The sequence below is a fragment of the Acinetobacter tjernbergiae DSM 14971 = CIP 107465 genome, assembly GCF_000374425.1.
Lineage (GTDB): Bacteria > Pseudomonadota > Gammaproteobacteria > Pseudomonadales > Moraxellaceae > Acinetobacter > Acinetobacter tjernbergiae.
Window position 1 is genome coordinate 101820 of sequence record NZ_KB894354.1, and the last position, 22791, is coordinate 124610.

The following is a 22791-nucleotide window of genomic DNA, read 5'->3' on the forward strand; positions in this document are numbered from 1 at the left end:
GGATGTATTTAGAATTTACCAAAATGCATGGTTTAGGGAATGACTTTATGGTTGTTGACCTGATTACCCAGCGAGCTTATTTAGATACATTGACGATTCAACGCTTAGCTGATCGTCATTTTGGTGTGGGTTTCGATCAACTTTTGATTGTTGAACCACCTGATTTTCCAGATGTAGATTTTAAATATCGTATTTTTAATGCAGATGGTTCTGAAGTCGAGCAATGTGGTAATGGTGTGCGTTGTTTTGCTCGATTTGTACATGAGCGTCAACTTACTACTAAAACAAAAATTCGGGTGCAAACCAAAGCAGGGATTGTAGAGCCTGAGTTGGGTGCGAATGGTTTGGTTCGCGTTAATATGGGGCCGCCAAAGTTTCTTCCAGACGAAATTCCATTTGTCACTCAAGCACATGAAGATACTGAAGGTTTATACGCACTAGAATTGGCAGATAACCAAAGCATTAACATTGATGTAGTGAATATGGGTAATCCTCATGCAGTTACCATCGTTCCTGATGTATTAACTGCTGATGTTGCCAATATTGGCCCACAAGTGGAATCTCATGTACGCTTTCCTGCACGTGTCAATGCTGGTTTTATGCAAATCATTGATGAAAAGCACGTCCGTTTGCGTGTGTTTGAACGTGGTGTGGGTGAGACTTTAGCGTGTGGTACAGGGGCTTGTGCCGCAGCAGTTAGTGGTATGCGCCGTGGTTTACTTGCCAATGAAGTTGAAGTTCAGCTTGCGGGCGGTAAGTTACATATTGCTTGGCGTGAAGGTGATGTGGTGTGGATGACAGGTCCAACGACTCATGTTTACGATGCACGTTTGGATTTAAGATATTTCCAAGGGTAAATTAGATTGATCTGAGGGTAAAAAGTCTCAAGTTGGGCTTTTTACCCTTTATTTTTACAATAAGAAAATGAGAGAAAAATGCAAAATAAGCTTCGTGGTGGTATTTATGGTTTATTGATCGGTGATGCTGTTGGTGTGCCTTATGAATTTCATTTACCTGAACAACTACCTCATATTATCGATATTGATATGATTCCGCCCAAAAATTTTAGTCGAACTTATCCTGATGTTCCAATTGGCACATGGTCAGACGATGGTGCGCAAGCTTTGTGTTTATTGGCATCCTTACTTGATTGTCAGAAGTTAGAACCTGTTGATTTAATGAATCGTATTGCGAATTGGTATCAGTTTGGTTATATGACCCCCGATTATCAGGTATTTGATGTAGGTGTGCAGACGGCAACCGCTATTCGAAAATATTTACTAGGTACGCCAGTCATGCAAGTCGCAAATGATGATGAACATGCCAATGGTAATGGTGCATTGATGAGAGTTTTACCTTTAGCATTGTGGCATCAAGGAACAGACGAGGCATTAATTTTAGCTGCATATTTACAATCACACATTACGCATGCGCATTTACGCTCAAAAGTATGCTGTGCCTTGTATTGTTTATGGGCGAGATATATTTTAAAAGGAATGGTGATTAATGCCGCATGGTCACATGCGGTCACTATCCTACGACAATATTATGAAAAACGACCTGATGAATTGGAGCAATTAGAATTTTTTATCCGTCCTGATGATTTAGAACGAGGGACGGGAAGTGGTTATGTTGTAGATTGCTTAAAATCAGCTTATTTAGCGCTACAAGAGCCAAATTATCAAGCAGTGATTAAAAAAGCGATTTCTTTGGGGCGGGACACTGACACAACAGCATGTGTGGCAGGTGGATTAGCAGGACTTGCTTTTGGATATGAGGATATTCCTCCAGTATGGTTACAACAATTAAGAGCTAAAGAACTGGTCGAGCCTTTACTCATACAATTGATAGAAGGCTTATGAAATGAATTTAGTTTTTCTCGCAGGCGCATCAGGCAATACACAATTTTGGAATCCTCTGATCGAACAGCTTCCTAATAATTATACAAAGCAAGTGATCGCTTACCCTGGTTTTCATGGTACGGCAGCACATCCCGACATTCATAGTTTTGATGATCTGAGCAATTATGTGGTTGCACAGATTCAACAACCCTCGATCTTAATTGCGCAATCAATGGGTGGAATCTTTGCCATAGCTGCGACATTACAAAAAACAGATTTGATCAAAGGTCTCGTATTAATCGCAACTTCAGGTGGAATTAATCTAGAACGATTTAAGGTTCAAGATTGGCGTCAGCTTTATCGACAGGAATATTTGGAATCCCCTGATTGGTTTGTGACGACAAAGGTCGATTATGAGGAATTTCTATCTACAATAGAGATAGAAACATTACTCATTTGGGGTGATCAAGATCCAGTTAGCCCAATTGAAGTTGGGCAATATTTAAATCAGATACTTAAAAAATCAAAACTTTATATTGTCGATGGTGGTGATCATGGACTGGCAAAGCAGGATGCAGATGAAGTGGCAATACAAATAAATGCTTATTTAAAAGACTCGGTATAGGTCGTTCAAACGAGTGGTCAGCGTGCTATGAAAAGCACGCCTTTTTTATGATTTATCACTTACTCAATGCTAGTTTCAGTGCAAACAGTATAAAAATACTGCCAGTGATACGATCCATATATTGAATAAATTTCGGTTGCTTTAAATAGGCTGCAATAGATTGCATGGCAACAATCAAGAAAATTGACCATATAAATCCAATCAATACATGGATCAGTACCAGCCCCATTGTCCAAACAACAGGTGAAGCAGTATGGGGGATGAATTGTGGCAAGAATGAAATATAAAAAATGCCGACTTTGGGATTGAGTAAGTTGCCCCACAAGCCTTTCATAAACCAGTTCTGCGTTGCGGCTGATTCATTCAACCCCGCAAGTTGTGTACGAGGTTTTAAAATAAGATTGAATCCTAGCCAAGTCAGGTATGCTGCACCCATCCACTTCAACGCATTAAAAGCAAGATCAGAAGTCATCAATAATGCGCCTAAACCACAAGCGACAATAATGCCCCAAACAATACAGCCTAAGTTAATTCCTAATGCTGCTTGAAAGGCTTTAATTTTCCCTTCTATTGTTGCTGTGCGAATGATGAGTGTTGTGTCTAGGCCAGGTGTCAGCGTAAGAAGTGTAATTGCGATTAGATAGGAGATAAGCATCATTGACATTGTAAGAAGAGCGACTTAAAACTTGAAATGTATTGTATTACATAGACAGAGATTTTCCGAAACTTGTTTAATTCTATAAAGGGAAAAATTTGTTAGACTGAGTAATGTATGAACTGAATAACATTGAGCGTAATTTGGAAACTCCGACAAAACTGCTTTCCATGTGGTTAAAAGAACGCATTATTCAAAATCAGTCGGAACATACCATTGCGGCTTATCAACGTGACTTAACCGATTTTTTTGAGTTTTGTGAATCGAAACAACTTCAATTACAAAATATTGAGGCATCTGATCTACGAGAGTATTTGGCTACACGTGTTGAACAAGACCAACTGAGTTCAAGTAGCTTACAACGTCATTTAACATCAATTCGCCAATTTATGAAGTGGGCGGAGCAAGGTCAATATTTGCAACAAAATCCATCAGAAGATTTTAGGTTAAAACGTCAGCCTCGACCTTTGCCAGGGATGATTGATATTGAAACCGTGAATCAAATTTTAGATCAGCCATCACCAGAAAAACCCTTAGAACAACAGCTATGGTTACGGGATAAGGCAATGCTTGAATTGTTATATTCGAGTGGTTTGCGTTTGGCAGAGTTGCAAGGACTCACGGTCAAAGATATTGATTTTAATCGGCAATTATTACGCATCATTGGTAAAGGAAATAAAACGAGAGTTGTGCCATTTGGAAGCAAAGCAAAAGCAAGTTTGATTGAATGGCTTAAAATTTATCGGATATGGCAAGGCGGTTTTACAGCAGATTCGGCGGTATTTATCTCACAACGGGGCAGTGTATTAAAGCCACGCCAAATTGAAAATCGAGTTAAACTTCAAGCACAAAGAGCAGGTGTCAATGTCGATTTACATCCACATCTCTTACGCCACTGTTTTGCCAGTCATATGCTTTCAGCGAGTGGTGATTTGCGCTCAGTGCAAGAGATGTTGGGCCATAGTAATTTATCGACAACCCAGATCTATACGCATGTTGACTTTGATCAACTGGCAAAAGCCTATGATCAGGCGCATCCACGTGCACAGAAAAGCTAAATGTTGATATATTATGTTGCAAAATTGAGTGTTTAATAGGCGACTGATTTTTTCGTTTATTTTTAAGCGTTGCTCAATCAATATTCTTACTTTATTGCCAAGTTTTTGTAGAATCGAAAGTACGGTAAAGTTTAATCGAAATGATCAGTTACAGATCCAGTTAAATCAATTTGGAAAGTGTATTTTATGTTGTTGAAAGTTATAAAATATTAGATAAATCAATATTTAAAAATCAAAGTGTCAAGTGATTAAATATAAATGGTGAAATATAAGGCTAAATTATTGAACTGAGCATTTCATCTTTTTTACAGTCGCAGAAGAAATTGTGACTTGACCGAAATGCCATATACATTGCAAGATAGGGCACCTAAAAAGTTTCGATCGAAGAGTTAGAATACTCTTCATTATATTTACTTGCTTAGAACAGCCGAGGATTACATGAAGGCTCTTGTCGCTGTAAAACGTGTGGTTGATGCCAACGTTAAAGTTCGTGTGAAGCCGGACAATACTGGGGTTGACCTTACTAACGTTAAGATGTCAATTAACCCATTCTGTGAAATCGCAGTAGAAGAAGCAGTTCGCTTAAAAGAAAAAGGAACAGTTTCTGAAATCGTTGTGGTTTCAGTGGGTTCTAAAGATGCGCAAGAACAAATTCGTTCTGCGATGGCTTTAGGTGCTGACCGTGGTATTTTAGTTGAAACTGCTGACGAAATTGGCGCTTTAGAAGTTGCTAAAATTTTAAAAGGCGTTGTTGATGCTGAAAAACCAGAACTTATTCTTCTTGGTAAACAAGCAATTGATGACGACTCTAACCAAGTAGGTCAAATGCTTGGTGCTTTACTTGGTGCAGGTCAAGGTACTTTTGCATCTGAAGTCAAAGTTGACGGCGGTAAAGTACAAGTTACTCGTGAAGTTGATGGCGGTTTACAAACTGTTGAACTTGGTCTTCCAGCAATCATCACAACTGACTTACGTTTGAATGAGCCACGTTATGCTGCTCTTCCAAACATCATGAAAGCGCGTAAAAAACCGCTTGATACTAAGTCTCCTGCTGACTATGGCGTTGCAACTGGTACTAAACTTAAAACAATTAAAGTTGAAGCACCTGCTGAACGTAAAGCTGGCGTACAAGTTAAGTCTGTAGACGAACTTGTTGAAAAATTGAAAAATGAAGCGAAAGTGATCTAATACAGAAGGATAAAATCATGAGTATTTTAGTTATCGCTGATCACAACAACCAGTCACTTAACGGTGCAACTTTAAACGTTGTTGCGGCAGCTCAAAAAATCGGTGGTGATATTACTGTATTAGTTGCTGGTTCTGGCGCTCAAGCAGTTGCTGATGCTGCTGCTAAAGTTGCTGGTGTGAGCAAAGTATTACTTGCTGACAATGCTGCTTATGCGAACCAATTGGCTGAAAACGTTGCTGGCTTAGTTGCTGACATCGCGAAAGGCGGTTACAAATACGTATTAGCTGCATCTACAACAACGGGTAAGAACATTCTTCCACGTGTTGCTGCACTTCTTGACGTAAGCATGATTTCAGACATCATTGCTGTTGAATCTGCAAATACTTTCAAGCGTCCTATCTATGCAGGTAACGCAATCGCAACTGTTCAATCTGACGAAGCAATTATCGTTGGTACAGTTCGTGGTACAGCATTTGATGCAGTTGCTGCTGAAGGTGGTTCTGCTGCGGTTGAAGCTGTTGCTGAAGCGAAAGATGCTGGTATTTCTGCATTTGTAAGCGAAGAAATCGTGAAGCTTGATCGTCCAGAATTAACTGCTGCACGTATCGTTGTATCTGGCGGTCGTGGTGTAGGTTCTGGTGAAAACTATCACAAAGTACTTGACCCATTAGCTGACAAGCTTGGTGCTGCTCAAGGTGCTTCACGTGCTGCGGTAGATGCTGGCTTTGTACCAAACGACTTCCAAGTTGGTCAAACTGGTAAAATCGTTGCGCCTGATCTTTACTTGGCAATCGGTATCTCTGGTGCGATTCAGCATTTAGCGGGTATGAAAGATTCTAAAGTTATTGTTGCAATCAACAAAGACGAAGAAGCACCAATCAACAGCGTTGCTGACTACTGGTTAGTTGGTGATTTGAACACTGTTGTACCAGAATTGGTATCTAAACTTTAATTCTCTGAATTAAGTTTGAAAACCCTTGCGATGCAAGGGTTTTTTTATGGTTAAGAGATTAGAAAAAATCATTATTTGTTGTAAAAACAGCAACGATTAGACCTAAGTAATCAGAAAGTAAAAGAAATTTGCTTCAATTAAAAAATAATTTTGCAAAATATAGGGAGATGCAAAATGAAAATAAACTCGTTATCTCAATGGGTTTTGGGGGTGTTTTGGGCAGTGTTGGCGAGTACAACTGTTTATGCAACTGATTCGATCGAAGGGTACTGGAAAAGTATTGATGACCGTACGGGTGAACCTTTATCTATTATCGAATTTAAAAAGAAAATTGATGGAACTTATTCTGGAACAATTGTTCATCGTTACCCCAACGTTAGCGGTGTGATCTTAACGCATTGCGTGAAATGTGCTGCACCAAATACGAATAAGCCTATTCTAGGAATGGAGATTGTTTCTGGTGTGACTAAAGATCCCAAAAACCCAAACAAATATAATAATGCGACTTTGTTAGAGGTTTTGAGCGGTCGTACTTATCAGGGTAAGGGGGAAGTGACCAATAATGGACGTTTGCTCCGAGTGCGAGCATTTAAAGGAGTTTCGCTATTTGGGAGGAGTTCTGTATGGGTACGTACTGCCACACCTATAGATGTCGAGGTTAAATCACCTTAATTCTTACTGGTCTCCAACGCTCCGAAAGGGGCGTTTTTATGTTAAAAATAAGAACAAATAAATGAGAGCATTACCGATGAATTATACTTTTAAGACCTATTTTCTGATGCTGGCTCATTATAATCAGTGGGCAAACCAAAAGTTATTTTCTACACTCATCAGCTTAACAGAGGAGCAATTAAATCAAGACTGTAAAGCTTATTTTAAATCTCTTATGCAAACGGCAAATCATGTGTTGGTAGGAGATATACTTTGGTTTGAGCGTATCAATGGTGTTGTGGCGTCAACGTATGCTTTAGATGAGGTTCTTTATAATGAACTCGCCCAATTAGAGAATGCTCGAATTGAGCATGATCAAAGTCTGATTAATTTTATCCATGAACATGATGAAGTTTCATTCCATCAAATGATTACTTATGTCCGTCGAGGTCAAGTTTATACTGAGCCTTTGATTGAAATATTGGCACACCTATTTAACCATCAAACGCATCATCGAGGTCAAATGCACAGCATGATCTTTGAGCTAACAGCAAAATCCTTGGAGCTAGACTTAATTTTCTTTCAAAGAGAATATGCCTATTTATATCGCTGATTAGGATAACAAAAGGACATAATGACTAGACCATGTGTTAATTGCATGATTAATAAATGATATTTGTAATAAGGTGATGAGATTTCACATTTCCACGTAGGAAATTTAATACTCCAATCATTATTCATAAAGGTAAGATTGTCAGTCAGTTTCCATGAGACACCTTCAATACCATACTTGAATATTTCTTCTAAGTTTTTAGATGATTGTAAAGTATTCAATGTGTTGATGAATTGTTCAGTAATATAGTTTTCAATTTTGCCCGATGGAAAAATTTCAAGATCCCAATGAATATCATCTTTATGTAAAGAAATAGCCTCCTCTGTAGATGGGGTGTAATGTATATTAGAGAAATAAGCTAAATGTTGTGGGATAAGACTTTGTTCTAAAAGCGCTGTATCAATTTTTCTGTGTTTATTTTTTATGGGAAAAATGTCTTGAGAAAATACATTTGAAAATGGTGCATTGCATATCATACGACCAATTCCAAAAAGCATATTACGATTTTCGTCATTATAGTATTTGAACATACGTTTTGAGACACGGTAACGATATTCTTGATTTGGTTTTGACATATTTTTCTAAATAAATTTTTGCTTAATGGTTTTATGTAAATTCTATATAAATAAAGAAAATACGACAATCTATTTGTATCAAAAGCTCCCAGTTGAAGAGCTATTTATGCTATAATTTTTCGCTATATTTTTTAATTTTAGTTCAAGTTTCTGAGCTAATTTTTTGCAAGATTGAATACATAAAAACAAGTAGAGCCATCTACTTGTAAACAAGGAGTATGCATGAGCGTATCGGAAATTAGACCGATTGCCATTGAGGACGAACTCAAGCATTCATATCTAGATTACGCGATGAGCGTAATTGTATCTCGTGCATTACCAGATGTGAGAGACGGTCTTAAACCTGTTCACCGTCGTGTGTTGTTTGCAATGCATGAATTGGGCAATGATTATAACAAAGCATACAAAAAGTCTGCTCGTGTTGTCGGGGACGTGATCGGTAAATATCACCCTCATGGTGACAGCGCAGTATATGAAACAATCGTTCGTATGGCGCAGAATTTTAGCTTGCGTTACATGTTGGTTGATGGTCAAGGTAACTTCGGTTCTGTCGATGGGGATAGCGCAGCAGCAATGCGTTATACCGAAGTTCGTATGCAAAAGTTGACCCATGAAATCTTAGCAGACTTAGAAAAAGATACTGTTGATTGGGAAGATAACTACGACGGTTCTGAGCGTATTCCTCAAGTAATGCCAACACGTATTCCAAATCTTTTGATTAATGGTACAACGGGTATTGCGGTTGGTATGGCGACCAATATGGCACCGCATAACATGACAGAAGTCGTGAATGCATGTTTGGCCTATGCCAATAACCCAAATATCTCTATTGAGGGTTTGATGGAGCATATTACGGGGCCAGATTTCCCGACAGGCGGTATTATTTACGGTAAATCAGGGATTGTGGATGCTTACCGCACGGGTAAAGGTCGTTTGCATATCCGTGGTAAATATCACTTCGAAGAAGATCAAAAAACGGGTCGTACTACGATTGTCTTTACTGAAATTCCTTATCAAGTTAACAAAGCAAGAACCATTGAGCGTATTGCTGAGTTAGTTAAAGAGAAGAAATTAGAAGGTATTTCTGAGCTTCGTGATGAGTCTGATAAAGATGGTATGCGTATCGCAATCGACTTGAAACGAGGCGAGAACGCAGAAGTTGCAGTGAATAATTTATTCTTGCATACCCAACTTCAAAACTCGTTCAGTATCAACATGGTTTGTCTAGACAATGGTCAACCAAAGTTGATGAACCTGAAAGATATTATTGCGGCATTTATTCGTCATCGCCAAGAAGTTGTGACGCGTCGTACCATGTTTGAATTGCGTAAAGCACGTGAACGTGGTCATATCTTAGAAGGTTTGGCGGTTGCTTTAGCCAATATTGATGCCATTATTGAAACCATCAAAACTTCTGCAAACCCTACTGAAGCGCGTGAGCGTTTACAAGCAGGTGAATGGGCAGGTGGCGGTGTGGTTGCATTGCTTGAAAAAGCAGGCGCAATTTCTGTTCGTCCAGATGAAATTGAAGGCGAAGACCCTACTCGCCCATTTGGTTTGTCAGGTGAAATTTATCGCTTGTCACCAACGCAAGTGGCGGCAATTTTAGAATTACGTTTGCACCGTTTAACGGGTCTCGAACAAGACAAGTTACATGCAGAATATTCTGAGATATTAGGTCAAATCGCTGAATTAACAGCAATTCTCAATGATTTTAATCTATTGATGAATGTGATTCGTGAAGAACTTGCTTTGATCTTGCAGCAATATGGTGATGGGCGTCGTACTGAAATTGTTGAATCAGGCGTTGATTTCTGCCGTGAAGATTTGATCCCAGAAGAACAAGTGGTATTGACTGTTTCTCAAACAGGTTATGCAAAAACTCAACCACTTTCTGACTATCAAGCGCAACGTCGTGGTGGTCGTGGTAAGTCTGCAACCTCGATGAAAGATGATGATATTATTCAACATTTAATTGTGGCATCAAACCATGCAACGGTTTTATGTTTTACCAATGTTGGTAAAGTTTATCGTTTAAGAGTGTTTGAAGTTCCGCAGGCTTCACGTGGTGCGAAAGGTCGTCCAATTATTAATTTGCTTCCATTGGATGCGAATGAGACTGTGACGGCAATCTTGCCATTGACTGAATTTCCTGAAAATCACTATGTATTCATGGCAACGGCATCAGGTACGGTTAAACGTGTTGAATTAGCACAATTTAGCAATGTTCGTTCAAATGGTTTACGTGCGATTGAGTTGAACGAAGAAGATACTTTAATCGGCGTTGCAATCACCGACGGTAATCAGCAAATCATGTTGTTCTCGAACGAAGGGAAGGCAATTCGTTTTGCTGAAACAGATGTTCGTGCGATGGGACGTACTGCAAAAGGCGTGCGTGGTATGCGTGTGAGTTTTGCAAGCAATACCATTGAATCTGAAGATGCTGAAGTCGAAAATGATGATAGCGATGACAATGATGATTCATCAGATTCAACTGTTGTCAGTCGCATTGTTTCACTCGTGGTTGTACCTGAAACGGGTGAAGTACTGTGTGCTTGTGCAAACGGTTATGGTAAACGTACACCAGTGGATGACTTCCCAACCAAGAAACGTGGTGGTAAGGGCGTGATTGCAATCAAAACTAGCGAACGTAATGGTGAGTTAGTTGGTGCGGTATCAATTGATGAAAGCAAAGAACTCATGTTGATTTCTGATGGTGGTACTTTGGTTCGTACGCGTGCCGCTGAAGTTGCGACGACTGGACGTAATGCCCAAGGTGTTCGTTTAATCCGTTTAAGCGATGCAGAAACATTGGTTGGTGTGGTTTCGATTGAAGCTGTAGAAGATGACGAAGAGTTAGAAGCTATCGACGTTGTGGAAGATATTGAGCTTCAAGCAGCAACTTCTGAAGAAGTTGTCGCTGAGCCGAAAGATGATACGCCTGAAGCGTAAGTCATCTAAGATCATAAAAAAGGAAGCTAATCAGCTTCCTTTTTTATTGGCTGCATCATCACCAACCGATAATAAGAAAGTGCCAGTAAAATTGCAGCTACCGTCGCAAGATAAATAAGTTTAGGAACAACAATGAATGTTGCGACCCCCATCTGATTCAGTTGTACGAACATTTGTACGCCATTGGTGGATGGTAGTAACCACGCCAAGAATTGCATCCATTCAGGCATAGCTTGATGTGGCCATGCTGTTCCTGTTAATAGAAACAAAGGCACTGAAGTCACAACAATTAAATGTCCGACTCGTTCGGGCATATCCACCAATGAGCCAACAAGCATTGCTAAACCAATGATACAACTTACATAAATTGGAACAGCAAGCAACATACCCCAAAAGTTACCGCCATGTGGATATTCATATAACCAAAAGGTGAAACCGAATAAATAAAGGCAACCAAGGCATCCAATGGTTAAAATTGCTGTGAAAATAGCAAAAAATTCTGATCGCTTCGCCACCCAACCTTTTTCTCGATAACTGGCAATCAACATGGCAAGCCCAAGTAAAATGGTTTGATGAATGATGAGGCTCGCTACCGCAGGAAAAATATAACTGCCATAACCCGATAGCGTATTAAACAAAGGAATTTGATGAATTGAAATCTCAGGGTGGAATGAAGAAGCATGCCCAAATTTTTCTAAATATTCTTGTAAACTCGCTTCAATTGAAGTCGCTAGACCAATTCCCACTTCTTTGGTTCGAATGAAATAGGCTGTGCTGAGGTAAAGTCCAATTCCGCCTATTTCACCACGTTTCAAGCTATTGGTGAGATTGTCTGGTAATAATAGAATACCTTCAGCTTTTTGATTTTTTACTAATTTTTCAGCTTCTAGAAAATTTTCTGTGACCATCGTAATTCGAATATGTGGACTATTTGCAGCTTGACTAATAATTTTTGAAGTTACAATACTTTGTTCTTGATCAACAATGACAATTGGAATATCCGCCGCAGATTGGGCTTTATACGCAGTAGGATAGAAAAAGCCATATAAAATAACGGCAGCAATTAATGTGGTAAATACTGAGCTATTCGCTGCAATATTTTTAAACGTTTGAATATAGTAAGAGAAAAATGATTTCATCCACTTTGCTCCTGAACATTTTTCTTTAATAGGCGAATACTTAACCCAAAATAAAGAGCAGAAAAAACAAGTAGAATACTTAAAGGAATGAAAGATACCAACAGATCACTACCAATGACCCATTGTTCTGTTTGTAGTTTTGCATAAGGTGTGTAGGGAATAATCATTGACCAAAATTGCGTAAATGCAGGTGCATTATTGAGGGGGAGGGTAATTCCTGAAAAACTTGGTGATGATCCGCCATAAAGTGCAATAAAACCAAAGGTTTTAGGTAGATCTTTGGTGGCTAAAACCACGGTGCTACTGATGACAGCATAAGAAAAATAAAGTAAAAATTGTGCAAGCAGAATCAGGCTGAGTGAACCTGCAATAAAGTAGCCACGAATATGCGCTAACCAAAACATCCAGCACCATGTCCACGCACAAAAAATAAATACATAGACCAGAATTTTGCCCAACAGGCTAGAAATAATTTGTTTTGAATTTACCCATTCAGTTAAGGTTTTTCTTTTAAATTCCTGACCGATCGCAAAAGCGACACAACAGCACAGTAGTAAGTGTAAAACTGCGGGTACCATGAATGGTTCTAGGAACAATTCATAACTCATATTGGGATTATATAGTGTGGAAATTTTGATATGAGGTGTCGGAACATCCAAGTAGGGGATTACATTTGATAAGTAACTATCTCCCATATAGTCTGCCATACCATTTAAGGTGCTGATCAGCATTGCAGAGGAAATGGTGTTACCAATACTAAAAAAAGATTGATTATAGGCGATACTGATTTGCGCATCTTGTGCTTGTACTAATCGTTGTTCTGCACCTTCAGGAATTAAAACAAATCCCCATGCTTCAGTTTTATTAATGAGTTGCTCAGCCTCATCTTGGCTTGCCGTGATTGTTTTGACGTTTAAGGTATGATTGACACTGAGCGCATGAATCACTTTACGACTCATTTCACTTTGATCTTGGTCAATCACCACAATCGGTAAATGTTCAGCTTTACCTGATGAGAACATATTGCCAAAAAGAAGAATCACCAACAAAGGTGCAATGATCGCCATAAAAAAGTCAGCTTTATGGCGTTTTAAATAGCGTAATTCCCGAAGCATCACTGCAAACATCGGTTATTTTGCCTCTTCAATTTTAAACAAAATACTCATACCAACTTTTAAGTCAGGAATCGTTTGTTCAGGCACTAAATGAAATTTAAAGCTACGAATATCATAACCACCTGTTTGTCTTGTGGTTTTTATCGTCGCAAAATCACCCTCAGCATCAATTTTTTTCACCTTGAAGTTTGCTTTACGATTGAGTGCAGGAATAAAACCTTCGAGGGTTTTGGTTTTATAAATTGAGCTATACATGTCTTCACGAACATTTAAACCCACCCATAAATCATGGTCTTCAAGAATACTGACCACAGGGATGCCTGTTGCGACTAGCTCGGTTGGTTTGCCATAGGTTTTAGAAACAGTACCATCGGTTGGTGAATAGAGCTTAGTTTCTTCGGTCAGTGCATTGGCTTCTTTGACCGCTGCTTGAGCCATTGCAACTTGCGCATCAGCAGTTAATTTTTGTTGCTCCGTACTGCCTCGTTGAGCGCGCGCGTACTGTTGATAAGCTGCTTCAGCCGTTTCACGTGCTGAAGTTTGGGCGGCTAACATTTCATCACGACGTTGACGGGAAATTACACCTTGCTGAAATAGGTTTTCACCCCGTTTATACGTGGTTGCAGCCAAATCAGCTTGGGTTTTCATTGCTTGCCAATTTGCGTACAGAGTTTCAATATTCTCTTGTTGTGCGCCACGATACACCGTTGAATGAAATGCTGTGGCACTTTGTAAGGCGGCTTGGGCTTGTTCTTTCTTTGCTTCCAATTCTGGACTAACAAAGCGAACCAAAGCTTGTCCTTTTTTGACGGGTTGTCCGTCAGTGACATAAAACTCTTCAATACGGCTTGGAACTTTGGTGCTGATATGTACTGTTTCTGCTTCAACCCGTCCTTGTAGTTCTATGGTTTTCGGAAGGTAAGCTTTCCATAAACCATACGAAATGAGACCCAGTAATAAGATCACCATCATAGCGACCATGATTTTTAATTTTCCTCGTTTTGATGTTTGCTGAAGATCATCAGGTGAAGGCGAAGCAGGTATGTTTTCTGGTGCGACTTCAATGTTTTCAGTCGTTGTTGATGTGTCATTTTCTGCGTCAACTGTTGGCATTTCTACTTGATCTGTATCACGTTCAGAATTGGATGATGATGGATTTTGGCTCATAAATTTCTCCAATTAACGGATATAGTCAGTACGTGGTTGGTTAACGTAAAGCTTAAACTCATCAATAGAACCGTAGCTTTGTAACAAGGTGGCTAAAGATAAAATATATTTATATGAGTTAAGTGCCATTTCAGTTTTTAAAGCACTCAAAGCATTCTGTGCATCAATCACTTGCGTTGCAGTGCCCATACCTTCTTTAAATGAGAGTTGTTGAATGCGTAAATTCTCTTGTGCTGCTTTGGTATTCTGCGAGAGTAATTGATGACTATTTTGCGAAGAACTTAATTCACTATAGGATTTATACAGTACATTTTCGACTTCTTGTTTAGTACGTTCAGTTATAAGTTCAGCCGCATGTTTTTTCAGTTCGGCTGCACGTATATTTTTATTGTTATCCATCCCAGAAAATAAATTATATTTTGCCATCACACCAACAATCCAATTTTCTTTGTTATCTAATCCATATTCACCAAAAGCAAAAACACTCGGTTTTTTGGTGGCTTGCTGAACTTTTACATTTTCATTTGCAAGTTCAGTATCCATTTGTAGTTTCTTAATTAAACTGGAGTTTTGATCATAATTTGCAAGTAATTTATCTAATGAATGATTTTGAGCTAAATTGACAAAAAGAGGGGTACTGAGTTTGAGGTTCTCTTTGGTTTGTAATAAATTCTGTAAGCTAAATTCACTTGCATGTAAATTGGATTGGGCATTTTGATAGGCTCGTTCAGCATTGTTTCGCGCAACTTCAAATTGCATACGCTGTCCCTTGTTAATAAATCCTTGTTTTTCAAGTTTCAGTGCATTGTTGTAATGCTGTTGCATGGCATCAAAATTAAATAGTGCAGAATTTAATAGTTGTTGTTGTAATTGTACATTGAAATAAGCCTGAATCATTTCAAAGCGTTGTGTATCTTGTTGTTGTTTCTCACTGATATTGGAACGTTGGGCTTGAATATTCGCAATTTGTTTAGCGCTATTAATTTTTCCTCCCATATACAGTGGCATCACCATGGATACTGACGTGCGAATATCACGATCTTGAACAGTGACGTCTAGGTTGTTAGGAACTTTATTTAAACCATCGCTTACCACTTGGTTAAAGCCTTGGCTGACTTGATCAATCACATCAGGGGGAAGTACATTTTCCCATTGAGATAGTTTTTCATCGAAACCATTGGTGAGCGAGTTTTCTAAGCGACGCTTACTTGACTCAAGCGGTACGCTGGTTTCACTATGAAAAGCATAGGCACGGGCATTTAAATCAATTCGCGGTAGACCTAAATTTTTGACGGCTTCCATTTCCAATTGCGATGCTTGTCGTAATGCCTGTTGCGCTTGTGAACCATAAGCATTTTCCACAACATATTGTTCAGCTTGGCTATAACTGACAGTTTGAGCAAATGATGATATTGAGAATAGGGCACAACTGATGAGACTCATACATAAGCTGAGCTGTTTTGGAAACCGTTTGACCTGAAAACTCGGTCGTTCATGTCGTTTCAACATTAGAGTATGTCGCAATTTAATAATATCCTTGGATAGTCTAAATTCTTTTTATAAAATTGAAATATTATGTTTTTAATTAAATAGTTATATCACTTCAATTGGTGTATTGAATTTGTAAAAAATAGAGCTTTTAATCTATAGGGAACAAGGAGATAAGTATTGCTCTATACCCTCGAAAACAAGGGAAATAATCAAAACCTGATTGAAAAATTCAACTGTTTTTTGCACTGAAATTGAAATATTTCCTCGATAATCTGCTGCAAGCTTCGCTAATCTATGATTAAATCCCCATTTCAATTTGTTTCACTTTGACAAGGGAAAACTCATGCGTGCTTATAATTTCTGCGCTGGTCCTGCTGCGTTACCTACTGCCGTTTTAGAAAAAGCTCAACAAGAAATGTTGGATTGGCAAGGTAAAGGTTTGTCGATCATGGAAATGAGTCATCGTAGTAATGACTATGTTGCTGTAGCGGAAAAAGCTGAAGCAGATTTGCGTAAGCTCATGAACATTCCTGAGAACTATAAAGTCTTGTTCTTACAAGGTGGTGCATCGCTTCAATTTTCAGCAATTCCTTTAAACTTGCTCGGCAAGAATGCGAAAGCTGATTATATCCATACAGGTATTTGGTCTGAAAAAGCATTAAAAGAAGCTAAGCGTTATGGCGATATTAATGTAATTGAAGCGGGTACGTTGATTGATGGTAAACATGCCATTACTGAGCAAAGCACTTGGAATCTTTCAAACGATGCGGCTTATGTACACTATGCAGATAATGAAACGATCGGCGGTTTACAATTCGCGGGTGTGCCCGATGTGAATACCCCATTGGTCTGTGACTTTTCTTCAAGTATTTTGTCTGCGCCATTAGATGTTAGCAAGTTTGGTTTAATCTATGCAGGAGCGCAAAAGAATATTGGCCCTGCGGGTTTAACCATTGTCATTGTTCGTGATGATTTATTGGATCAAGCAAAACCTGAAATTCCAAGTATCTTGAAATATTCAGACCAAGCTAAGAATGATTCAATGGTGAATACACCTGCGACTTATGCATGGTACTTATCAGGTCTCGTATTTGAATGGTTACTTGAACAGGGTGGTGTAGATGCCATGTATCAAGTCAACCAAGAAAAAGCAAAATTACTCTATGGTTATATTGATTCTAGTGATTTTTATAACAACCCGATCGCGATTCCAAATCGTTCAATGATGAATGTACCATTCACGCTTGCAGATGAAGCACTTGAGAAACTTTTCTTAAAAGAAGCTGAGCAAAATCATTTGTTGAATCTAGCAGGTCACCGTTCTGTGGGGGGGATGCGTGCCAGTATTTACAATGCTGTACCATTAGAAGGTGTACAGGCATTAGTTAACTTTATGGATGAGTTCGCGAAACGTCATGGTTAAGCAATAAAGTATAAAAAAAGCTCTCATCATTGAGAGCTTTTTTTATACATATAATCTTGGTCTAATAATCAGAATAAGCCAATATGATGAAAAATGAGCGCAGCTAGAAACATACCTAACAAAAAAAAGCAAAATGCGCCAACATCAAGTTTAAGCCCGTGATCACTTGCATGAAGCAGACTGGTGGTCGTTTGTTCTGGTATAATTTTCATTAGAACGCCTAGAAATACTATTTATGTGATTTTTTGTCACTTTATACCATTTTTAGCATAAATATTCGCCTGAATCCATAGGTTGCCGCGAATATATTCACCAATGTTAAAGTTTTTATACAAATCGTTTTTAGTTGCAATACGAATTAAAATTGCAGGTAAATCATCTTCTAAAACAAGGGTGACATCATAAAGGGCATATTCATCTTGCATAAATTGCATGGTGGTTTTACCCACAATATTGCCCTGAAACCAAGCTTCATCTTCTTGACCTAAGGTTTCACCATATAAATATGCCACCATTTTAGAGAAATCAACTGTGACCGGTTCATGATCTTCAGGGGTTTGTGGTTGCCAGTCATTAATCAATTCTTGTAAATTTTCTGGTGCAATTCCATTATGCTCAGCCAAAATTGCATTTAAAGCACGATGATGTTTAATTGATGCAGGGTCATCAACAATAATTTTTTCGTTTTCAGCAACAGTTTCTAGCTCATATGCCCAAGCATTTAGTTGAACTTGATAGCTTTGGTTTTGATCATATTGATCATTATTCACACTGAATAAATTATCAAATGCATAAATAACCGTATTTTTATTTAAGCTTAGACGTAATACGGCTTGGGTAGCCGAATTACAGGTAATAATGCGCTCAATATTTGCTTCATATTTATAAGGACTTTCAAAACTTGGGAATGCTGTTTTTAATGTGCGTGGTTTTTGATCTTCAACCGCAATAATTTGATTAATAGATATTGCTTGACCACTGGGTCCCTGAATCAACCAAAATGATTGATCCATCTCTTGTTCATTTTCACATAAGCCCATCGGCATGACAGGTGCATCAAGTGCCAATCCTAACCATTTGGGAACATCAGTTTCAGGCGTATCTGTCAGTAAGTTCCAATGCTCAACATGATTACCGAAATTTTGATCTTGAATTTTAATGGTTTCTGGACTGTTTTGATTTTTCATAAAGCATGATGCTAAAAAGATTGAACTTACTCTATTAAATCGAGGGTAACATCAGTTTTTCAAGTCTGGATATGTAATTCTATTCATTTATTTCCTTATGCTGAATCTAAATAGATGATCTTAACTTTAATTTCAGGTGAATCTGCTACACTACATTTTTTATTTATATGAGCTTGTACCAACGTGCTGCCATTTAAATTATGGGTAGATGCGGATGCTTTACCGAAAATTCTACGTGAAGTGATTCTGCGAGCCTCTGATCGTTATCAATTAGAAGTAACTTTTGTTGCCAATCAAAATGTTGGGATTACACCCTCTCTGCGCATTAACTCAATTCAAGTGATGAGTGGGGCAGATCAAGCAGATAAAGAAATCGTAGATCGTATGCAAGAGAATGATATTGTCATTACACAGGATATTCCGCTTGCAGCACAAGTGATTGAAAAAGGTGGAATCGCAATTCATCCTCGGGGTGAAGTCTATACGACAGCAAATGTCAAAGCACGTCTGCATTTACGTGACTTTATGGATACTTTGCGTGGAGCAGGTGTCCAAACAGGTGGGCCACCGCCTATTTCAGAGCGAGATAAACGTGAGTTTTCGAGTTCTTTAGATCAAACGATTTTCAAACAAAAGCGCAAAACTGCTTCTTGAGCTGAATATGCCATCACGTATTAACTTAATGCTTACTTATGGTTTGCTTGTGTTTATTTGGGCGACCACGCCTTTAGCAATTGTGTGGAGTGTGGCCGATCTACACCCAATGTGGGCATTGGTTTTACGCTTCTTTATTGCGTTGCCTTTGGCAGTGCTTGTATTACTGTTGTTAAAAATTGAATTTCCAAGACATAAAGTCGCATTATTGAGTTATATCGCAGGTTCTTTAAGTCTGATTGGCTCACAAATTTTTACTTATGCTGCAACGGCTTATTTAAGTTCTGGTTTGATTGCATTAATGTTTGGTTTAGCTCCGATTATGGCTGGGCTGATTGGACGATTTGGCTTTCAACAAAAATTAGCCGCTTTGCAATGGTTAGGAATGGCGACATCTATTCTTGGATTAGCCTTGATTTGCCTAAGTGGTAGCCAAAGGCATGTACAGCCTATTGGCATTATGATGATGTTGGTGAGTGTTTTTGCTTATTCTCTGTCTATTTTTCTAGTGAAAAAAATTAATGCTGATGTCCAACCGATGGCGCAAGCCACGGGTTCAATTTTAGTGTCTACTTTATTGGCTTTTTTATTATTACCTTGGATTTGGCAATATATTCCCACTCATTTTCCTTCGGCTAAGTCCTTATTTGCGCTGATTTATACCATTGTGATGGCATCGTTGATTGCAATGTTTTGTTATTTTAAATTGGTACAAAATTTAAAAGCAACGACCTTATCGCTAACAACAGTAATGACCCCGATGTTAGCGATATTGATTGGTGCTTACCTGAATCATGAACAATTGTCGGCGCAGGTTTTTGTTGGTGCAACGATTATTTTATTTGGTTTATTTCTCTATTTTTATAAAGATTTAAGTGCATATCGCCGCCTAAAATAGACTAAACCATTAGCTTTGATGACCTTCAGTGAGCTGTGATTCCTGCATACTTTCTGCTAATTTTGCACGATCCTGTGGGTTGAGCGTAATAAAGTAAGCACCGATACGGAATTTACCTTGTTCGTCTGCTGTACTATAAGCAACTTGTGCTGTTGCAGCGATATGAAAGTAATTTTCGGGGTGGCTTAACGTGATATGAATATAAGTTCCTTCATTAATATCTTGCGAGCTAAAGAAGCTTAAACCATTCTCAGAAAAGTTCACTTGTTCAGGGACAGGCAGTAAGGATTGCACGATATTGTCGTAGAAAGAGCCCGTAATCAGATTCAACTTCTGATTAAAAAGGGATAATATGCGAGCAATTTGTTGATCTTTTTCATTTAATTGTTCTAATTCGTAGCGAAACGCATGATCAAATTGATCTAATTCAGCAAGTAGTAGAAAATAGCGTGGCAATACAAAGTGAGAATCATAAGGATCATTCAGCGCAACATCGTCGGGAATGACTTGATAGTTGATTCTTAACACAGCATCAATACGAGACATTACTCGACGTTCAGAGTTGTCCTCAACAAGCTGATGTTGTGAATTTTCCATAATAAATCACCTCGGACTAGATGGTATGTTTAAGCCAATTTCGCTGTATATAGGGTTGAGATACACTCGTGCTCGGCGAAGTAATCATTTTATTTCTTTTATTGCCTTGGTTTCCATGATTGGTTTGACCCTTGGCGTCGCTGTCCTTATTACAGTCTTATCTGTTATGAACGGTTTTGACCGTGAATTAAAAAATCGTGTTCTTGGAATGGTTCCACAAGCCACAGTTTCTTCTACTCAGATACTAACAGATTGGCCTGAGCTTGTAAAAAGAGTTGAGCATCATCCGCATGTTACTGGCGTTGCACCTTTTACCCAATTACAAGGGATGTTGACAGCACAGGGGCAGGTTGCTGGGATTATGGTGACAGGAATTGAACCTGAATATGAGAAGAAGGTTTCAATTATCCAAAACCATATGGTCTCAGGTGATTTAAATGCTTTGAAGAAAGGCGAGTTTGGTATTGTTCTAGGCAAGGACATGACCGATGCACTTGGTCTTGGTTTAAATGACAATGTCACCTTAGTTCTGCCTGAAGCAACACCATCACCAGCAGGTGTTGTGCCACGCTTTAAACGTTTTAAAGTCGTTGGGATTTTTAGTGTAGGTGCAGAAGTTGATTCGATGGTGGGTTATATCGCCTTAAATGATGCATCAACATTATTGCGTTTACCTGATGGTGCACAAGGTGTACGGTTAAAGTTAGATGATATTTTTGCCGCACCCTCCGTTGCAGATGATATCGTGAAACAGTTACCAAGTAATTTCTATGCATCGAATTGGACGTATACGCACGGTAATCTTTTCAATGCGATTCAGATGGAAAAAACCTTAGTGGGTTTACTTCTTGTTCTGATTATTGTGGTTGCTGCATTTAATATCGTTTCATCTTTAGTAATGGTCGTAACAGATAAAAAATCTGATATTGCGATTCTGCGAACTCTAGGTGCTTCACCGTCCATGATCACTAAAATTTTTATGGTACAAGGTACAGTGATTGGTGTCATTGGGACGATCGCAGGGACAGTGTTAGGTGTAACTTTAGCATTGACCATTAGTGATATTATTTCTTGGTTCAATACTGTTCTAGGTTTGAACTTGTTTGATGCTTATTTTGTTCACTATCTGCCTTCATATCTCAGATGGCAAGATGTTACGGTAATTGTCACAGTTTCATTATTGATGAGTTTTTTGGCGACAATTTATCCTGCATTACGTGCAGCCAAAGTTCAACCTGCTGAGGCATTACGTTATGAGTAAGATCGTCTTAGAAGCCAAAGATATTTATAAACATTTTGATGATGGTAAAAGCAAAGTTGAAGTGATTAAAGGTTTATCACTTCAAGTAAAAGCAGGTGAGTTTGTCTCCATTGTCGGTTCGAGTGGTTCAGGTAAAAGTACGTTATTACATGCGCTTGGTGGCTTAGAGCAGCCATCGCAAGGACAAGTCTTTTTGCAAGGTCAGCGTTTTGATAATTTAGGTGAGGCGGAGCGTGGTTATAAACGAAATCAATATTTAGGTTTCGTTTATCAATTCCATCACTTATTGCCTGAGTTTTCTGCCTTAGAAAATGTAGCGATGCCTTTAATGTTACGCAGTGAAAGCAATTTTAAAGATGTAAAAAAACAAGTTGAATATCTACTTGATCGAGTTGGTTTATCACATCGTATGGATCATAAACCTGGCGAGTTATCAGGGGGGGAGCGTCAACGTGTTGCTTTGGCTCGTGCGCTCGTGACCAAACCAGCGGTTGTTTTAGCTGATGAACCAACAGGTAATTTAGATCGTAAAACGGCACTGAGTATTTTTGAGCTGCTAACAGATCTCAAGAAAGAGTTGAATATGGCGATGTTAATCGTCACTCATGATGAGCAATTGGCTCAATCTGCGGACTCAATTTTGCATATGCAAGATGGCTTATGGATTGATCCTAAATAATTTATTTTGTGCAAGCTCTTGTTAAAGCCCTGAAAACGGGCTTTAATTTTGCCTTTAGAAAAATCAAAA

At 38.7% G+C, this 22791-nt stretch carries 23 protein-coding genes; 14 read left to right on the forward strand and 9 right to left on the reverse strand.

Features of this window, described 5'->3' with window-relative positions:
• Positions 1-2 precede the first annotated feature (2 nt).
• From dapF to C502_RS0101755, 3 genes are all read left to right on the forward strand, one after another.
• Positions 3-857, forward strand: a complete 855-nt coding sequence (gene dapF, locus C502_RS0101745) for a diaminopimelate epimerase (RefSeq protein WP_018677142.1) — start codon at positions 3-5, stop codon at positions 855-857.
• 78 nt (positions 858-935) lie between these two features.
• Positions 936-1862, forward strand: coding sequence for an ADP-ribosylglycohydrolase family protein (locus C502_RS0101750; protein ID WP_018677143.1), 927 nt, complete (start codon positions 936-938; stop codon positions 1860-1862).
• A gap of 1 nt (position 1863) precedes the next feature.
• The gene (locus C502_RS0101755) at positions 1864-2466 is read left to right on the forward strand and encodes an alpha/beta fold hydrolase (protein ID WP_018677144.1); all 603 of its coding nucleotides are present in this window, start codon (positions 1864-1866) and stop codon (positions 2464-2466) included.
• Positions 2467-2521: 55 nt separating this feature from the next.
• Here C502_RS0101755 and C502_RS0101760 read toward each other — a convergent pair whose 3' ends face one another.
• Complete coding sequence (locus C502_RS0101760; protein ID WP_018677145.1) at positions 2522-3130, reverse strand: LysE family translocator; 609 nt, start codon at positions 3128-3130, stop codon at positions 2522-2524.
• Between the two features lie 161 nt (positions 3131-3291).
• Between C502_RS0101760 and xerA the strand changes: the two genes are divergently transcribed.
• The 5 genes from xerA (at position 3292) to C502_RS0101785 (ending at position 7584) form a co-directional block, all read left to right on the forward strand.
• Entirely contained in the window at positions 3292-4179 is an 888-nt protein-coding gene (xerA, locus tag C502_RS0101765; RefSeq protein ID WP_162147105.1) for a site-specific tyrosine recombinase/integron integrase, read from the forward strand.
• A gap of 438 nt (positions 4180-4617) precedes the next feature.
• A complete protein-coding gene (locus tag C502_RS0101770) occupies positions 4618-5367 on the forward strand; it encodes an electron transfer flavoprotein subunit beta/FixA family protein (protein ID WP_018677147.1) in 750 nt (249 codons plus the stop codon).
• Between the two features lie 17 nt (positions 5368-5384).
• Positions 5385-6320: an electron transfer flavoprotein subunit alpha/FixB family protein gene (locus C502_RS0101775; protein ID WP_018677148.1), complete on the forward strand. Its 936-nt coding sequence runs from the start codon at positions 5385-5387 to the stop codon at positions 6318-6320.
• A gap of 174 nt (positions 6321-6494) precedes the next feature.
• Positions 6495-6992, forward strand: a complete 498-nt coding sequence (locus tag C502_RS0101780) for a DUF2147 domain-containing protein (protein ID WP_018677149.1) — start codon at positions 6495-6497, stop codon at positions 6990-6992.
• A gap of 76 nt (positions 6993-7068) precedes the next feature.
• Positions 7069-7584 (forward strand): DinB family protein, encoded by a 516-nt coding sequence (locus C502_RS0101785; protein WP_018677150.1) that lies wholly within the window; start codon positions 7069-7071, stop codon positions 7582-7584.
• Here the strand turns inward: C502_RS0101785 and C502_RS0101790 are convergent.
• Complete coding sequence (locus C502_RS0101790; protein ID WP_018677151.1) at positions 7569-8159, reverse strand: hypothetical protein; 591 nt, start codon at positions 8157-8159, stop codon at positions 7569-7571. The genes C502_RS0101785 and C502_RS0101790 overlap by 16 nt on opposite strands.
• A gap of 222 nt (positions 8160-8381) precedes the next feature.
• Here C502_RS0101790 and gyrA point away from each other — a divergent pair, with 222 nt between their 5' ends.
• The gene (gene gyrA / locus C502_RS0101795) at positions 8382-11111 is read left to right on the forward strand and encodes a DNA gyrase subunit A (RefSeq protein WP_018677152.1); all 2730 of its coding nucleotides are present in this window, start codon (positions 8382-8384) and stop codon (positions 11109-11111) included.
• A gap of 26 nt (positions 11112-11137) precedes the next feature.
• Here gyrA and C502_RS0101800 read toward each other — a convergent pair whose 3' ends face one another.
• From C502_RS0101800 to C502_RS0101815, 4 genes are read right to left on the reverse strand one after another with little or no spacing between them, the layout of a single operon-like run.
• Entirely contained in the window at positions 11138-12250 is a 1113-nt protein-coding gene (locus C502_RS0101800; protein ID WP_018677153.1) for an ABC transporter permease, read from the reverse strand.
• A complete protein-coding gene (locus C502_RS0101805) occupies positions 12247-13377 on the reverse strand; it encodes an ABC transporter permease (protein ID WP_018677154.1) in 1131 nt (376 codons plus the stop codon). Before C502_RS0101805 ends, C502_RS0101800 begins: the two co-directional genes overlap by 4 nt.
• 3 nt (positions 13378-13380) lie before the next feature.
• Positions 13381-14532: an HlyD family secretion protein gene (locus C502_RS0101810; protein WP_018677155.1), complete on the reverse strand. Its 1152-nt coding sequence runs from the start codon at positions 14530-14532 to the stop codon at positions 13381-13383.
• A gap of 12 nt (positions 14533-14544) precedes the next feature.
• Complete coding sequence (locus C502_RS0101815) at positions 14545-16041, reverse strand: TolC family protein (RefSeq protein WP_018677156.1); 1497 nt, start codon at positions 16039-16041, stop codon at positions 14545-14547.
• Positions 16042-16366: 325 nt separating this feature from the next.
• Here C502_RS0101815 and serC point away from each other — a divergent pair, with 325 nt between their 5' ends.
• A complete protein-coding gene (gene serC / locus C502_RS0101820; protein WP_018677157.1) occupies positions 16367-17446 on the forward strand; it encodes a 3-phosphoserine/phosphohydroxythreonine transaminase in 1080 nt (359 codons plus the stop codon).
• A gap of 68 nt (positions 17447-17514) precedes the next feature.
• On the opposite strand, the gene C502_RS19220 is transcribed toward serC, so the two are convergent.
• Both C502_RS19220 and C502_RS0101830 read right to left on the reverse strand, forming a co-directional pair.
• Entirely contained in the window at positions 17515-17658 is a 144-nt protein-coding gene (locus C502_RS19220; RefSeq protein ID WP_018677158.1) for a hypothetical protein, read from the reverse strand.
• 36 nt (positions 17659-17694) lie between these two features.
• Positions 17695-18633, reverse strand: a complete 939-nt coding sequence (locus tag C502_RS0101830; RefSeq protein ID WP_018677159.1) for a hypothetical protein — start codon at positions 18631-18633, stop codon at positions 17695-17697.
• A gap of 183 nt (positions 18634-18816) precedes the next feature.
• Here C502_RS0101830 and C502_RS0101835 point away from each other — a divergent pair, with 183 nt between their 5' ends.
• Both C502_RS0101835 and C502_RS0101840 read left to right on the forward strand, forming a co-directional pair.
• A complete protein-coding gene (locus C502_RS0101835; protein ID WP_018677160.1) occupies positions 18817-19287 on the forward strand; it encodes a YaiI/YqxD family protein in 471 nt (156 codons plus the stop codon).
• 7 nt (positions 19288-19294) lie between these two features.
• Positions 19295-20185: a DMT family transporter gene (locus C502_RS0101840; RefSeq protein ID WP_018677161.1), complete on the forward strand. Its 891-nt coding sequence runs from the start codon at positions 19295-19297 to the stop codon at positions 20183-20185.
• 9 nt (positions 20186-20194) lie between these two features.
• On the opposite strand, the gene C502_RS0101845 is transcribed toward C502_RS0101840, so the two are convergent.
• Complete coding sequence (locus tag C502_RS0101845; RefSeq protein ID WP_018677162.1) at positions 20195-20782, reverse strand: PilZ domain-containing protein; 588 nt, start codon at positions 20780-20782, stop codon at positions 20195-20197.
• Positions 20783-20807: 25 nt separating this feature from the next.
• On the opposite strand from C502_RS0101845, the gene C502_RS0101850 reads away from it, so the two are divergent.
• Positions 20808-22043, forward strand: a complete 1236-nt coding sequence (locus tag C502_RS0101850; protein ID WP_023274495.1) for a lipoprotein-releasing ABC transporter permease subunit — start codon at positions 20808-20810, stop codon at positions 22041-22043.
• Positions 22036-22722, forward strand: a complete 687-nt coding sequence (gene lolD / locus C502_RS0101855) for a lipoprotein-releasing ABC transporter ATP-binding protein LolD (RefSeq protein ID WP_018677164.1) — start codon at positions 22036-22038, stop codon at positions 22720-22722. The genes C502_RS0101850 and lolD overlap by 8 nt, the downstream gene beginning before the upstream one ends.
• The last annotated feature ends 69 nt before the right edge of the window (positions 22723-22791 follow it).

Bases quoted from the DNA above. Each gene is read 5' to 3' on its own strand.
- dapF (WP_018677142.1), top strand. From the start codon at position 3: ATGTATTTAGAATTTACCAAAATGCATGGTTTAGGGAATGACTTTATG.
- C502_RS0101750 (WP_018677143.1), top strand. From the start codon at position 936: ATGCAAAATAAGCTTCGTGGTGGTATTTATGGTTTATTGATCGGTGAT.
- C502_RS0101755 (WP_018677144.1), top strand. From the start codon at position 1,864: ATGAATTTAGTTTTTCTCGCAGGCGCATCAGGCAATACACAATTTTGG.
- C502_RS0101760 (WP_018677145.1), bottom strand. From the start codon at position 3,130: ATGTCAATGATGCTTATCTCCTATCTAATCGCAATTACACTTCTTACG.
- xerA (WP_162147105.1), top strand. From the start codon at position 3,292: ATGTGGTTAAAAGAACGCATTATTCAAAATCAGTCGGAACATACCATT.
- C502_RS0101770 (WP_018677147.1), top strand. From the start codon at position 4,618: ATGAAGGCTCTTGTCGCTGTAAAACGTGTGGTTGATGCCAACGTTAAA.
- C502_RS0101775 (WP_018677148.1), top strand. From the start codon at position 5,385: ATGAGTATTTTAGTTATCGCTGATCACAACAACCAGTCACTTAACGGT.
- C502_RS0101780 (WP_018677149.1), top strand. From the start codon at position 6,495: ATGAAAATAAACTCGTTATCTCAATGGGTTTTGGGGGTGTTTTGGGCA.
- C502_RS0101785 (WP_018677150.1), top strand. From the start codon at position 7,069: ATGAATTATACTTTTAAGACCTATTTTCTGATGCTGGCTCATTATAAT.
- C502_RS0101790 (WP_018677151.1), bottom strand. From the start codon at position 8,159: ATGTCAAAACCAAATCAAGAATATCGTTACCGTGTCTCAAAACGTATG.
- gyrA (WP_018677152.1), top strand. From the start codon at position 8,382: ATGAGCGTATCGGAAATTAGACCGATTGCCATTGAGGACGAACTCAAG.
- C502_RS0101800 (WP_018677153.1), bottom strand. From the start codon at position 12,250: ATGAAATCATTTTTCTCTTACTATATTCAAACGTTTAAAAATATTGCA.
- C502_RS0101805 (WP_018677154.1), bottom strand. From the start codon at position 13,377: ATGTTTGCAGTGATGCTTCGGGAATTACGCTATTTAAAACGCCATAAA.
- C502_RS0101810 (WP_018677155.1), bottom strand. From the start codon at position 14,532: ATGAGCCAAAATCCATCATCATCCAATTCTGAACGTGATACAGATCAA.
- C502_RS0101815 (WP_018677156.1), bottom strand. From the start codon at position 16,041: ATGTTGAAACGACATGAACGACCGAGTTTTCAGGTCAAACGGTTTCCA.
- serC (WP_018677157.1), top strand. From the start codon at position 16,367: ATGCGTGCTTATAATTTCTGCGCTGGTCCTGCTGCGTTACCTACTGCC.
- C502_RS19220 (WP_018677158.1), bottom strand. From the start codon at position 17,658: ATGAAAATTATACCAGAACAAACGACCACCAGTCTGCTTCATGCAAGT.
- C502_RS0101830 (WP_018677159.1), bottom strand. From the start codon at position 18,633: ATGAAAAATCAAAACAGTCCAGAAACCATTAAAATTCAAGATCAAAAT.
- C502_RS0101840 (WP_018677161.1), top strand. From the start codon at position 19,295: ATGCCATCACGTATTAACTTAATGCTTACTTATGGTTTGCTTGTGTTT.
- C502_RS0101845 (WP_018677162.1), bottom strand. From the start codon at position 20,782: ATGGAAAATTCACAACATCAGCTTGTTGAGGACAACTCTGAACGTCGA.
- C502_RS0101850 (WP_023274495.1), top strand. From the start codon at position 20,808: ATGTTTAAGCCAATTTCGCTGTATATAGGGTTGAGATACACTCGTGCT.
- lolD (WP_018677164.1), top strand. From the start codon at position 22,036: ATGAGTAAGATCGTCTTAGAAGCCAAAGATATTTATAAACATTTTGAT.